Origin of the sequence: Cryobacterium sp. MP_M3 (assembly GCF_015752155.1) — a bacterium.
Lineage (GTDB): Bacteria > Actinomycetota > Actinomycetes > Actinomycetales > Microbacteriaceae > Cryobacterium.
Genome location: NZ_JADOVI010000031.1, coordinates 1 through 13,140 on the forward strand (window position 1 = coordinate 1; position 13,140 = coordinate 13,140).

Below are 13,140 nucleotides of genomic sequence, written 5' to 3' on the forward strand. Positions count from 1 at the left end.
GCGGTCGGGCTCAGAACAAGAAGTGGGCAGATCTCATGGCCACCAACGGGCAGTTCTACTGGCCGCCTATGGGCAGTTTGGCATGGCCGCTAACAACGGTCCAGACAGGAGGCCCTCTCGGAGAGGGAGAGACTGCGACCAAGTGAACTTCGCACCGATTGGCTGGACATCTTGACAAGAGTGGCTGGTACGCGGTTCTCCATCCCCTCGTGTGTGCCAATCATTCAGATGCAGTCAAGGGGCCTTGGTCGTGTTGAAGTAGTCGATGGTCAGCCCGACGAGAAACACATACCTTGAACCGGTCGAGGCGGCGTCATTGAAAGATTGAGAGCCGAGAACGCCCTCGGATGAGATTGTGATTTCCCCACTGGATAACTATCTGGCTCGACTCCAATAAGTGAAGCATTGCTTGGATTTCGGGGGTCTATGGTCAGGTCATACGCTCCCGGACCAGATCCTCCGGGGCAGTCGCTCGCTGAGCTGGCGGCTTTGGCGTCCGCTACCTCTCGATTCCCCTACGTGGCAGGGTAACTCGCGTATTTCAGTCGCGCGCGATCGCGACGAGGCCACGCAGGGCGCTCTGAGCGCCGAGGCTGGGCAGCAGTGCGGCGCCGTCGAGGCCGTTCGCGGAGGGGAAGCGCAGGTTCACAGCGGGCCAGAACTCGCGCAGGTCCTTCTCGAAGCGACTCGCGATCTCGGGGGCGCGCAGCACCCCGCCGAGTCCGCTGATAACCGGGGCGGGGCCGGCGTCCTCGCCGACACGCCGTAGCCCCGTGCGCACCGAGTGCGCTAGTTCGGCGGCGGCGGCGTCGCAGATGCCCGCGGCGACGGCATCCGTCGCGGCGAGTGCGGTGACCGCGCGAGACCAGGATGCGATGCGGCTGACCCGGGAGGGATCGCCCTGCAACTCGAGGTAGACCGTCTCCAGATTCGGGAATTCCGCGCGGACGGCCTGCGTCAGGGCAGTCGCCTGGCCTCGCCCGTCGTAGTCGCGCATGACGGCGTCGAGGGCGGCGCGTCCAATCCAGTAACCGCTGCCTGCGTCGGCGATCAGGTAGCCCCAGCCGTCGATTCGTGCCACGTCCTGTGCGCCGACCGCGAGGGTCACAACGCCCGTGCCGACCGCGATCACGGCGCCGAGCGTGTCGCCGAGCGACCCGAGGTACGAGGTGATCGAGTCATGAGCGAGGAACACCTGCCGCACCCCGAATTCGCTACCGAGCCGACACAACTCTGCAGCGTCGGCGTCGGACTGGGTGAAGCCGGAAATGCCGGCGCTCACGGTGTCGATGGTGACATCGGCGGCACCGGCGACCCGAGCCATCACCTCCGACAGTTGCGGGACCAGGTGCCGGTCGGTGCGGATACCGTCGAAGTCGAACGTCTTCTCGCGGTTCTCGCGGTTCTCGCCGCTCCGCAGCAAAGCACGGATGCCGGTCTGTCCGGCGTCGATGGCGAGGTGGCGGGATGCGTCAGTCATGTGTTGCGGCGTCCTTGGAGTGATTCGTAACGGTGGGTGAGGAATGTTTCGGCTGGTTTGCTGTACACACAGTAGTCGTCATTGCCCGGCACCGAAGCGACGGGGACAGAGCGGCCGGCCAGTCCCAGAGCATGAACTCAAACGTCCACTCACGGGTGCCCGCCGCGTCAACCATGTCCTTGTATTAGCCCAGCTGCTCTACACCGGATGATGTGCCGGGCAGCGCTCACCTGTTGGACTTGTCCGGCGAGCCGGTACGGCTCTGACAGCCGGCATCGCGGAGGATGACCGGTTTATCGAAGTGCTGGGCGACGCGGCCGATCCTGTCGAGCTCGGCCGGAAAGGAACCAGCCCGGTAATACCCTCTAGACCCGACCACGTCCACGTCCACGGTATCTGACCTGCTGCGGAGTGCAGACTTTTTGAACGAGTGGCCGCAGTCGTCCTCACGGGTAGTCTGAAATCACGGTGTGCGAAGCCCGCCGGTAAGTCACGGAGGTTCGGGTGCGTTCGGGAACGAATCTTCTCGCCCTGGCCGGCTACAACCGGGCCGTTATCCTCGACGTCATCCGTCGATCGAGCGAGGGAATCAGCCGGGTCGAGGTGGCCCAGCGAACGGGCCTGTCCGCGCAGACAGCGTCGAACGTCTGCCGCAGGCTCCTGGACGACGGATACATCTGCGAGACGGGGACGATCATTTCCGGGGTGGGCAAGCCGCGGCGAATCCTGCAGCTCAATCCGAGCGGATGTTTTGCCGTCGGTATCCACCTGGACCCCTCGGTCATCAGCGTGGTCCTCATCGACCTGGCCGGCACCGTTGTCGTTCACCGCAACATCGAGACTCCTGGCGACACGACCGTCGAGGAGAACCTCGATCAGATCGTGGCGACCGTTGAGAACATCGTCATCGAGTCAAAAGTGAATGAATCCCGAATCTCGGGAATCGGCTTCGCAGCCCCCGGACCGATCGAAACCGCCACAGGTGCCCTCATGAACCCGCCCCTTCTGGTCAACTGGGACCGCATGCCGATTCGCGACGTACTCAGCTCACGATTGGGCCGCCCGGTACTGCTTGAGAAGGATGTGACGGCCGCGGCAGTCGCCGAGACCTGGACCGGCAAGCCTGGCGGCAGCTTCCTGTTCTTCTACTACGGCACCGGCGTCGGCATCGGTATTGCCCTGCAGAATGAGGTCGTCCGCGGATCGAGCGGCAATGCCGGCGATGCGGGAGGCCTTGTCGTCGGTGCGAGCGAACCGAGCGCCGCGGGTCGTGGCCGCCGGCGCCTTGGCGAAGCGACGTCGCCCCGGGACGTCGTCAACCGGGCGATCGAACGGGGCATACTCGAAGCGCCAGGCGTGGCACTGTCGAACGTAGCGGTCCGCCGGCTATTCTCCGCGTTGGCGCTGCTGGCTAGCGAAGGCCACGCTGGAGCGGTCGAGATGCTCGATGAGATCGCGGTCGACATTGCCGAGGGATTGGTCTCTGTGATCAACGTCCTTGACGTCGAGCGCATCGTCTTCGGCGGACCGTTTTGGGCACCGGTTTCGGCGATGCTGCTGGCACGGATTCCGCACTTGGTGTCTCGGTCCCAATTCCTTGCCGTTCCCCACGTCATCACGTTCGACGAAGCGACCGCGGGAGAGGATGTCGCAGCGACGGGAGCAGCCTGTCTCGTGCTCGACGACGCACTGGCACCCGATTCAGCGATGCTTCTCCTCAACCACCAGCCAACCTGACGATTTATCGCAGTCGGGGCACAAATGTCTTGCGCTTTAATTACTAAAACGGATATAGTAATCGTGCGGACGAGGTCGAACAGCGCCTTCGTCGTGAATGAATCAAAGGAGAATCATGAAACGTCTCTTGGCAACTCTGGCCATTGGCGCGATGGCGGCTACCGCCCTCGCGGGCTGCGCGCAATCGGCAGCAGACAGCGGGCATCGGAGCATCAAGGTCGCTTACCAGAAGTTCGGGACCTTCACCCAGATGGACGCCCAGATGAAGGCTGTGAAAGCGCAATACGAGGCCGCAAACCCTCAGGTCACTGTCGACCTGGTCTCGATCCAGGCCTCTGAGAACGACTACTACACCAAGCTGTCGCTGATGAATCGATCCGCGGCCACGGCCCCTGATGTGCTCTATGAAGACACCTCTCTCATCCAGTCCGACGCCGATGCCGGGTACCTCGCGCCCCTCGACGATTACGCGTCCAAGTGGGGCGACTGGAGCCAGTTCCCCGACAACGCCAAGAAGGCCGGATCAGGGAGTGACGGCAAGCTTTACGGAATTTCGATGGGCACTGACACGCGTGCGCTCTGGTACAACAAGGACCTACTGAAGAGAGCCGGTGTGACGGTTCCCTGGGAGCCCAAGAACTGGAAGGACATCGTCGACGCCGCCGAGAAGATCAAGGCCGCCGAGCCGGGTGTCATACCGATTAATATCTATTCCGGCAAAGGGCTGGGTGAGGCCTCGGTCATGCAGGGTCTCGAAATGCTCCTCTACGGCACGGATAACACCCTGTTCGATACCGAGGCGAACAAGTGGATCACCGGCTCGAAGGGATTCATTGACTCGCTCGGCATGATCAAGGACGTCTACCAAGGCGGTCTCGCCCCCACGCCGCAGGAGGCCCTCGACCCCAACTTCGGTACCACGCTCACCTCGGATTTGGTTCCGAACGGCAAGGTCGCCATCTTCCTCGATGGGTCCTGGCAGTCCGGTACCTGGCTCGCTTCAGGGGCTTTGTCGTGGCCGGAGTGGACGACCGCGCTCGGTCAGGCTCCGATGCCCACCCAGAACGGGCAGAAGCCGGGAACGACCAGCATGTCCGGCGGCTGGACGCTCGCGATGGGCTCGAAATCCCAGAACAAGGATGACGCGTGGAACTTCATCCAGCTGGCGTTGAACCAGAAGAACTCGAAGGCGTACGCCATCGCGGCCAGCCAGATCCCGGTGCGGGACGATGTCTCGAAAGACCCCGAGTTTATTGCGTCGAATCCCACCGCAGAATTCTTCGCAGGCCTCGTAGCGGTCACCCACTTCCGCCCCGCCAACTCGAACTACAGCCAGGTCTCGAATCTCATCCAAGTGGCCATGGAATCCGTCATGACCGGGCAGCAGTCCCCGGCAGAGGCAGCCAAGGCTTATGACGCGGGCCTCAAGGACGCCGTTGGCGCCGACCTGGTCATGCCGGCCAAGTAGGCGGACCGCAACCTCATGTCACCGTCACAACTACTTGTGACCCGCCCGCGGGGGCGCACCGTGCGTCCCCGCGCCTCCGGGTTTGGCCGATCCGCCCTGCGATCGACACCACTCGTCCCCGCGCTCATCCTCCTGGCCCTCTTCCTGCTTGCTCCTATCGTGTCCTCGTTCTACGGTTCGTTCACCGACTCGGCGCTCACCGGAGGCGCCGCACAGGGTTCCACGTTCATCGGACTCAAAAACTACGCCAAACTCTTCTCAAACCCCGACTTCTACAAGTCGATCTGGCTGACCATCCTGTTTCTGGTCGGCTCCGCTATCGTCGGCCAGAACGTGCTCGGGTTGGGTCTCGCCTTGCTCATGCAAACGAGCAATCGAATCATCCGTTCGGTTGTCGGCACGCTCGTCGTGAGTTCGTGGGTCCTGCCGGAAATCGTTGCGGCGTTCGCCGCCTACGCCTTCTTCCACAACAAGGGAACGCTCAACGCCATGCTCGGGAGCGTCGGGATCACCGGTCCGGACTGGCTGTATGCGCTGCCGATGATCGCCATCATCCTCGCGAACGTGTGGCGGGGCACAGCCTTCTCCATGCTGGTGTACACCGCGGCACTGAGCGACGTTCCACAGGACGTCAATGAATCCGCCGAAATGGACGGTGCCGGTGGCGTCAAGCGGCTCGTCTACATCACTCTTCCGATCATCCGCCAGACCATCAGCACCAACCTCATGCTCACGACCCTGCAAACACTGTCGGCCTTCACGATCATCTACGTCATGACGGGCGGCGGCCCTGGAACCAACAGCTCGACCCTGCCCGTGCTCGCGTACCAGGAGGCCTTCAAGTTCTCTCAGCTGGGCCTCGGCACCGCGATCGCGACGATCCTCCTCCTCATCGGGGCGGTGTTCTCCGTGATCTATATTCGCGCGCTGAAGCCGGGGGTCGACTGATGTCGGACATGACTTCGCCGAGCCGTCGCATCCTGCGTCGCGTCTCCAACGGCGTCCTACTCCTAATCGGGTTAAGTTTCGCCCTTCCACTGCTGTGGCTGGTGCTGGCCGCGTTCGACAGTTCCGCGTCTCTCACGCTCAAGCTGCCCGAACATTGGACGCTCGACAACTTCAGCACGGTACTGACACCCGAGCAGACCTTCATCCCCATCCTCAACAGCATTATCCTGTCCGGCGGGTGCGCGATCATCACGGTCGTCGTCGCGGTCCTCGCCGCCTATCCGCTCTCGCGCTACAAGATGCGCGTGAACAAGCCGTTCCTCTACGGAATTCTCTTTGGAACAGGATTGCCGATCACAGCCATGATGGTGCCGGTCTACAGCCTCTTTGTCGCCTTCAACCTCATCGATTCGGTTCCGGGAGTCATCCTCTTCATGGCGGCGACGAGCCTTCCGATCGCAATCTGGATGATGAAGAACTTCATGGACTCGGTGCCGATCGTTCTCGAAGAGGCCGCCTGGATCGATGGCGCCTCGATGCTGACGACACTCACCCGTGTGGTCGTTCCGCTCATGCGGCCCGGCATCGCCGTGGTGTTCATCTTCGTCTTCGTGGGCTCCTGGGGAAACTTCTTCGTTCCCTTCGTGCTCCTCCTCAGCCCGGAGCTCCAACCCGCCGCCGTCACGATTTACGCGTTCTTCGGCCAATACGGCGCCGTCGTCTACGGCCAACTCGCGGCGTTCTCGCTGGTCTATTCCGTACCGGTGCTCGCCCTCTACGTCTTCACCTCACGTGTCCTCGGTGGCTCGTCGGCCCTCGCCGGCGCCGTCAAGGGCTGACACGACCTCCCCAGGATTGAAGGAATCATATGCACGCCAATACCGAGCTCGTTCGCGCCAGGATCACCCGCTTTGCGGGGGAAAAGATCGCCGCCGCGGTTTACCGGGATTCACACCCGCTCACGGTTGAAGCCTGGGAGGTCCCCGATGAACCGGTCCCTTTCGGAGTCGCGGTCGCGGAGACCTTCACCCCATTCGCCGTCGGTCGGCCTTGGGGTAAACCGTGGGGGACCACGTGGTTCCACGTCACCGGGAGCGTTCCCGCTTCTTGGGCGACGGAAGGCTTACGAGTCGAGATGGTCGTCGATCTCGGCTTCACGACCGGTCAATCGGGGTTCCAGGCTGAGGGGCTCGTCTACGCGCCTGACGGTCGCATAATCAAGGCGATCGAGCCCTTCAACACCCACGTTCCTATCGGGTCCGCATCCCGGATCGACCTGTACATCGAAGCGGCGTCGAATCCGGATGTTTCGGGCGGCGGCTTCATGAATCCCACCCCCTTGGGTGACAAGTCCACTGCGGGGCGGGAACCGATCTACACCCTCCGGCGGATCGAGGTGGCAGCGCTCGACGAGCAGGTCTGGCAGCTCGGTCGTGAGTTCGCCGCCCTCGACGGGCTGATGCGCGAACTACCGCAGGACCTGCCGCGCACGGCGGAGATCCAGCGAGCACTGGAACAGGCCGTCGACGCGATGGACCCAGACGACGTGGCTGGCACCGCGGTCGACGGGCGGGCGGCGATCGCGGGAGTCCTGGCCAAACCTGCCTCTGCGAGTGCGCATCGGGTCACCGCCATCGGCCACGCCCACATCGATTCGGCGTGGCTATGGCCGGTCCGTGAAACGATCCGCAAGTGCGCGCGATCCTTCTCGAACGTCCTCGAGCTTATGGACGAGTACCCCGAATTCAAATTCGCGTGTTCCTCGGCCCAGCAGTACGCGTGGATCAAGGAGTTCTACCCCGAGCTGTTCGAGCGGATCAGGGTGCGCGTGGCTGAGGGCCGCTTTATCCCGGTCGGCGGGATGTGGGTCGAGTCCGACACAAACCTGGTCTCCGGCGAGGCGATGGCACGGCAATTCGTGGCCGGCAAGGGTTTTTTCCTACGAGAATTCGGCGTCGACCCCCAGGAAGCATGGCTGCCGGACTCCTTCGGGTACTCCGCAGCCCTGCCGCAGATCGTCGCCGCAGCCGGCTGCAAATACTTCCTCACCCAAAAGATCTCCTGGAACGAGACCAACGTATTCCCGCACCACACCTTCCTCTGGGAAGGAATTGACGGAACCCGGGTGCTCACCCATTTCCCGCCCGTCAACACTTACAACTCCGACCTTTCCGCCCGCGAGCTCGCGACTGCCGAACGCAACTACTCCGAGAAAGGCGCTGCCAACTCGTCCCTGGTGCCGTTCGGCTGGGGCGACGGCGGCGGCGGCCCCACCAGGGAGATGCTCGCAGCGGCCGGCATCACGGCGTCACTCGAAGGCTCGCCGACGGTCGAAATTGACTCGCCGCAACGCTTCTTCGAGCAGGCCGCGCTCGAATACGCCAACCCGCCCGTGTGGTCGGGCGAGCTGTATCTCGAGTTCCACCGCGGGACGTACACCTCTCAGGCGCGGACGAAGCGTGGCAACAGGCGGAGCGAACGCCTGCTGCGCGAGGCCGAATTGTGGGCCTCGACCGCCGCTGTGCGCGCCGGTGCTGAATACCCGTACGAGCAGCTCGAGACACTGTGGCACACGGTCCTGCTCCAGCAGTTCCACGACATCCTGCCCGGCACCTCGATCGCCTGGGTGTACCGGGAGGCCGAGGCCGAGTACGCTCGCGTTGAACGCGAACTCGACGATCTGGTGGCAGCATCCGTTGCAGCCCTACCCGGAAAAGCAGATGCCCACACCGTGTTCAACGCCGGACCGTTCGAGGTGGACGGGGTCGCCCCGCTCTCAGCGGGCATCCCGGAAGCGACCGGAATCGCTCGCCTGCGCCGGCTGGACCAGGGTTACGCCCTCGAAAACGAGTTCGTCAGGTTTGACCTCGACGCGTCCGGCCGAATCAGTTCGGCCGTGGACCTCGCCTCTGGACGGGACGCGATCGCACCCGGTGAACTCGCCGGCGAACTGCAACTCTTCCGTGACACCCCGAACCAGTGGGAGGCGTGGGACCTCGACGTGCACTATCGGCGCCACGGCGAAGCCATCGACCAGGTCGATCTCGTCGAGGTCACCTCGAACGAGCCCGGACTTGTGGCCGTCCGTGTCGACCGTTCCTTCGGCTCCTCGAGCGTCAGCCAGCTGTTTTCCCTCACCGGGTCCGGCAGGAGCCTTGTGATGACGACGACCGTCGACTGGCACGAACGGCAGAAGCTGTTGAAACTTTCCTTCCCCCTCGACGTACGCGCCGAGCGGGCGGCGTCGGAGGTGGCATTTGGGCACGTATACAGGTCGACCCACGAGAACACCTCATGGGATGCGGCTCGCTTTGAGACGAGCGCGCACCGGTGGGTGCACGTGGGGGAGCCCGGCTTCGGGGTAGGGATCGCCAACGACGCAAGCTACGGACACGACATCACCCGGCAGACCCGCGAGGGTGGCGGGACGACAACACTCGTGCGCCAGTCGCTGCTTCGCGCGCCGCTGTTCCCCGACCCGGAAGCAGACCAGGGCCGCCACGAGTTCCACAGTTCCCTCGCGGTTGGAGCGGACGTAGCAGCAACGGTGCGAGAAGGTTACCGGCTTAACATCCCGATCCGGGAGGTTTCCGCTCCCATCGTCGAACCCGTCGTCGTCGTGGACAACCCCGCCATCGTAATTGAAGCGGTCAAGCTCGCCGAGGACCGTTCCGGCGACCTCGTCGTACGATGCTATGAGTCCTTGGGAACCCGTGCCCAAGCCCAGATCTCCCTGGGATTCCCTGTCGCGCGGATCACCGAAACTGACCTACTCGAACGTGACCTGGAGGTGTCCGCCGGATTGGTTTCCGCGAATGACCAGTGCGCCACGCTCGTGCTCAGGCCGTTCCAGCTGGTGACTCTGCGTATCCGGCGCTCCTAACACACTGAACGCGGCCCGTGATGACCCGGAAGTACCGAGTCAGGACGGGCCGCGTCGATGTTGGCGAGCGTTCTCCCGGGAGCTACTTGACGGGTTTGGTGACCGTTTTCATCTGCATGGCCGCTTCGGTCGGCGCGAGCAGGCCTCCGTTGGTGAACACACCAGTCTTGGGGTCTGAGTAGTAACGGAACGGAAACGTGGGCTAAGGATTCTGGCTGGTCAGGGGTTCGAGAACTGCCAGCCCTCGGCGTCGACGCTGAGCAGGGGAAAGATCAACATGTTGACCAGGAGCCCGATCACGACGCCGGAGCTGACTTGCTCAAGGTATCCGATCGAGTACGCGTCGACGTAGGGGGCCACCCCCGATGAGCACGAACAGGGCGGTAACCGGAACGAATTCGCGGTTAACGCCGAACCACCCGGTGGCAACGATCAACTCAACCTGACACGTAGGGCCCCACCGGATAGCTAGGTGTGTAGTGCGATCACAGAAAGGGCAGAGAGTCGACGGTATTCGATCGATTCTTCCAGATCCGCGCGCAGGTCGGGCCTTCCGCGAACGCCACCACGGCCATCGTCACGAACCAACGAGTGGGTCGCCGCGTGAGGACCTCGTTCGCATCTGTGATTGCTTGGAAAGCGTACTTAAACTATACTTTTCAAGTATGAGTATTATTGTTGAACCGATCCTTGAGGAACTGGCAGCTGGTCAGTGGGGTCTATTCACGACGGCTCAGGCGCGGGCGCGGGGTGTGAGTCGCGCCAATCTCTCGCATCGGGAACGAGACGGGCGTCTTGAGCGTCTCGCTCAGGGCGTGTACCGCCTCGGGGGAGTGCCGGTCGCTCCTCTGGACGATCTGCGCGCCGCCTGGATGTCCACCGACCCAATCATGCTGGCGTGGGAGCGAGTCAGCACCCCACAGGTCGTGGTGGGCGGGGCCGCAGCGACAGCCGTGCATGAGTGCGGGGACATCAATCCGGTCCCGTACCGTCTGATTACCCGTAGGCGACGCCAGACTCAACGAACCGACATTGCCTACAGTCGGCGCCTGCTAGATTCCCGCGACGTTGTGGTTGTCGGGGGGCTCCCGGTGACGAGCATCGAACGCACGATCGCTGATCTCGTCGACGAAATCGGCGACCTATCCCTGGTCGGAGACGTGATGGCCGACGCGACCCGAGGGGAACGAGCAGTCGACTTCGAACGCCTCGGCCTTCTGCTCGACCCGTACGCGGCACGATACGGCCACCCTCGAGGCGACGGATCGGCGCTGCTGGAACAACTCCGCCGGAGCGCGGGAATCGACGATGTCGCCGCCGCCCGCGCTCTCGTTCAGCGGCCGGCTATCGGCGCCGCCCTGGCGGAAATCGTCAGCCGGGAAGTCGCGGAACAGCTGAGAACCATCGTCGCCCGCCTCCAGACCCAACTGCCCGGGGACGCCGATCTGCCCGACATCGAGCGGATGTTCACACCGGCGCTCACGAAGCAGAATCACCTGGTCTCCGAAATCGCGGACACCGTGCTCGCGCCCGCCGTTCACCGTCATCGAGAGCAAATGGACCAGCCCACGGAAACCATTGCAGCGCAGCTATCGACGCCCACCCGAAGCCACAGAACCGTCCAGCAAAAGGGGGAAGAACAATGATCGCTAACGAGCCCTACCCGGATGGACGTGCCGTGCTGTCCGCGATCACGGAGAAGGCCCGCGCAGCACACCGGAGCGGCGTCGGCTCTTCGGTCCAGAGCCTCGTCGAACTGGCTATTTTCGATCGCTTCCTCTGCCGGGTGTTCTCTCAGGGCGGTTGCCCCTTTGCGCTGAAGGGAGGCACGAGCATGCTCGCCCGGCTTCCCCACTCGCGAAGCACGACAGATGTGGACCTCGAGACGGCCGGCCTGAGCATCGATGCCGCCATCGCGCAGCTGGCGTCGGCCGTCAGCATCGACCTCGGCGATCATTTCGAGTTTCGCTATGTCAGTCACCGCGACACCGGCGGACCCAACCAGCCGGAACTCCACGCAGCGGCCATCACGTTCAGCGTCACCGTTCGAGGCGCCGGCACCCGGAACCCCCTCAGAGTCGACCTGGCCATCCACAACCGCACCCCCGCCGCACCACTGGACATCATCACTCCAGCATTCAGACTCGACATGTCACGTCTGGGGCCGGCCGTGGCATATCAGGCGATCGCGGTCGAGGACCAGATCGCCGACAAGGTGTGCGCGACCCTATCGACCTACGGCGGCCAGGCCTCGACCCGATCCAAAGACCTCGTCGATCTGGCCATCCTCACCAAAACGATGCGCATCGACGCACGCCAACTCCGCATCAGCGTCCACACCGAAGCGCACCACCGACACCTGCCCCCGTTCACAACGCTCCAGGTGCCACGTGCCATGACCGACGGATACCGCAAAGTCGCCAAGACCGTCCCCCTCCTGAGCGACTTTCTCAACCCGGGAGATGCCATCTCCTCAATCAACGCGATGCTGAAGCCAGCCCTCAGCGCCGAGATCGAGGACGGCCATTGGGACCCGGCGCAACAGCAGTGGGTCCGCCCGAGCTGACCGGTTCGAGACCCGCGACGGAGCCAGACAGGGTGCGCAGCAGGGTCAGTCGCGGAGCTGGCTTTCCTTCTGCGGGAGCGCCGGCCTCATCAGCCGAACGCCACAAAGGAACGAGCCGCCGCGAGCACAGCGGGGCCCGCAGTCTCAAGCTCCTGCTCCCGCAGGACTCGCGCCGGCGAGACGTCATGCAGTTCCGGGTTCATGCCCTGGAACCAACTCGCGACGGTCGACGCCGATTCGCGGTCCATCAGCATCGCCATCACATATGGCGAGTAGCGCTTGGTGGTAGCGGTAGTCCGGCGAGTTGGTAGCGCGTTTCCGGGAACACGGTAGCGCTGGCGGGCGGCGCTCTGCTGTGCTGTGGAAGGACGACGCATTCGGCGTTGTCCTTTCATTGTTAAGGGCGGGTTCATGGCGGACTATCGGAAAATCTTGGGGCTGTTGCTGGAGGGGCGCAGTTACCGCGAAGTCGTCGAGATTGCGGGGTGCTCGCATCGCGACGTGGCCCGGGTTCGGCAGGAGGTCCAGGACCGGGGTCTGACCTCGATGGTCGCGATCACCGACCTTGATCTCGCGAAGTGGTTCCCGGATGGGCGCCGGAAGGTCTCGGAGGAGTACGTCCAGCCCGACCTGGCGCGGGTGCTGGCGTCGATGAAAGCGAACCGGCACTTCACTTTACTGTTGGCCTGGCGCCGATACGTCGACGCCAAAGACGCGGGCAAGAAGTACGGGTACTCGCAGTTCTGCGCCCTGTTCACCGACTACCTCCGCAGCCACGATCTGGTGGCGGTACTGCGCCATGAGCCGGGCCGGGCGATGCTGGTGGACTGGGCCGGCGACACGATGGATGTCGTCGACACCATCACCGGCGAGGTGGTCCGGGCAATCTTGTTCGTCGCAGTGCTGCCATTTTCGGGGCTGCTGTTCTGCCGCGCCTACGCAGACATGAAGTCCCCTGCCTGGCTAGGAGCGCGCTGATTAATCTGGCGTATTAAGGCGCGCCTCTGCATGGATTTGTGGGCGTGGTTAAGACTTGGTTCATGCAGGGACATGATGAT

The 13,140-nt window shown here is 63.4% G+C and carries 12 protein-coding genes; 8 read left to right on the top strand and 4 right to left on the bottom strand.

Annotated elements, in window-relative coordinates:
- Positions 1-541: 541 nt before the first annotated feature.
- Both IWX89_RS17820 and IWX89_RS19160 read right to left on the bottom strand, forming a co-directional pair.
- The gene (locus IWX89_RS17820) at positions 542-1,480 is read right to left on the bottom strand and encodes an N-acetylglucosamine kinase (protein WP_196904879.1); all 939 of its coding nucleotides are present in this window, start codon (positions 1,478-1,480) and stop codon (positions 542-544) included.
- A gap of 226 nt (positions 1,481-1,706) precedes the next feature.
- Positions 1,707-1,871: a hypothetical protein gene (locus IWX89_RS19160; RefSeq protein WP_374220539.1), complete on the bottom strand. Its 165-nt coding sequence runs from the start codon at positions 1,869-1,871 to the stop codon at positions 1,707-1,709.
- Between the two features lie 113 nt (positions 1,872-1,984).
- Between IWX89_RS19160 and IWX89_RS17825 the strand changes: the two genes are divergently transcribed.
- The 5 genes from IWX89_RS17825 to IWX89_RS17845 all read left to right on the top strand — a co-directional run bounded on the left by IWX89_RS17825 (position 1,985) and on the right by IWX89_RS17845 (position 9,516).
- Entirely contained in the window at positions 1,985-3,217 is a 1,233-nt protein-coding gene (locus IWX89_RS17825; protein ID WP_196904880.1) for an ROK family transcriptional regulator, read from the top strand.
- A gap of 115 nt (positions 3,218-3,332) precedes the next feature.
- Entirely contained in the window at positions 3,333-4,685 is a 1,353-nt protein-coding gene (locus IWX89_RS17830; RefSeq protein ID WP_231383472.1) for an extracellular solute-binding protein, read from the top strand.
- A 15-nt stretch (positions 4,686-4,700) separates the two neighbouring features.
- The gene (locus IWX89_RS17835) at positions 4,701-5,633 is read left to right on the top strand and encodes a carbohydrate ABC transporter permease (RefSeq protein WP_196904882.1); all 933 of its coding nucleotides are present in this window, start codon (positions 4,701-4,703) and stop codon (positions 5,631-5,633) included.
- On the top strand, positions 5,633-6,472 hold the full coding sequence (locus IWX89_RS17840; protein WP_374220540.1) for a carbohydrate ABC transporter permease: 840 nt from the start codon (positions 5,633-5,635) through the stop codon (positions 6,470-6,472). The genes IWX89_RS17835 and IWX89_RS17840 overlap by 1 nt, the downstream gene beginning before the upstream one ends.
- A gap of 29 nt (positions 6,473-6,501) precedes the next feature.
- The gene (locus tag IWX89_RS17845) at positions 6,502-9,516 is read left to right on the top strand and encodes a glycoside hydrolase family 38 C-terminal domain-containing protein (RefSeq protein ID WP_196904883.1); all 3,015 of its coding nucleotides are present in this window, start codon (positions 6,502-6,504) and stop codon (positions 9,514-9,516) included.
- A gap of 219 nt (positions 9,517-9,735) precedes the next feature.
- Here IWX89_RS17845 and IWX89_RS17850 read toward each other — a convergent pair whose 3' ends face one another.
- Complete coding sequence (locus IWX89_RS17850; protein WP_196904884.1) at positions 9,736-9,876, bottom strand: hypothetical protein; 141 nt, start codon at positions 9,874-9,876, stop codon at positions 9,736-9,738.
- Positions 9,877-10,181: 305 nt separating this feature from the next.
- Between IWX89_RS17850 and IWX89_RS17855 the strand changes: the two genes are divergently transcribed.
- Both IWX89_RS17855 and IWX89_RS17860 read left to right on the top strand, forming a co-directional pair.
- A complete protein-coding gene (locus IWX89_RS17855; RefSeq protein WP_196904885.1) occupies positions 10,182-11,162 on the top strand; it encodes a type IV toxin-antitoxin system AbiEi family antitoxin domain-containing protein in 981 nt (326 codons plus the stop codon).
- The gene (locus IWX89_RS17860; protein ID WP_196904886.1) at positions 11,159-12,082 is read left to right on the top strand and encodes a nucleotidyl transferase AbiEii/AbiGii toxin family protein; all 924 of its coding nucleotides are present in this window, start codon (positions 11,159-11,161) and stop codon (positions 12,080-12,082) included. Before IWX89_RS17855 ends, IWX89_RS17860 begins: the two co-directional genes overlap by 4 nt.
- 89 nt (positions 12,083-12,171) lie before the next feature.
- Here IWX89_RS17860 and IWX89_RS17865 read toward each other — a convergent pair whose 3' ends face one another.
- On the bottom strand, positions 12,172-12,345 hold the full coding sequence (locus IWX89_RS17865) for a hypothetical protein (protein WP_196904887.1): 174 nt from the start codon (positions 12,343-12,345) through the stop codon (positions 12,172-12,174).
- A gap of 148 nt (positions 12,346-12,493) precedes the next feature.
- Between IWX89_RS17865 and IWX89_RS17870 the strand changes: the two genes are divergently transcribed.
- The gene (locus IWX89_RS17870; RefSeq protein ID WP_196904888.1) at positions 12,494-13,060 is read left to right on the top strand and encodes a hypothetical protein; all 567 of its coding nucleotides are present in this window, start codon (positions 12,494-12,496) and stop codon (positions 13,058-13,060) included.
- Positions 13,061-13,140 lie beyond the last annotated feature (80 nt).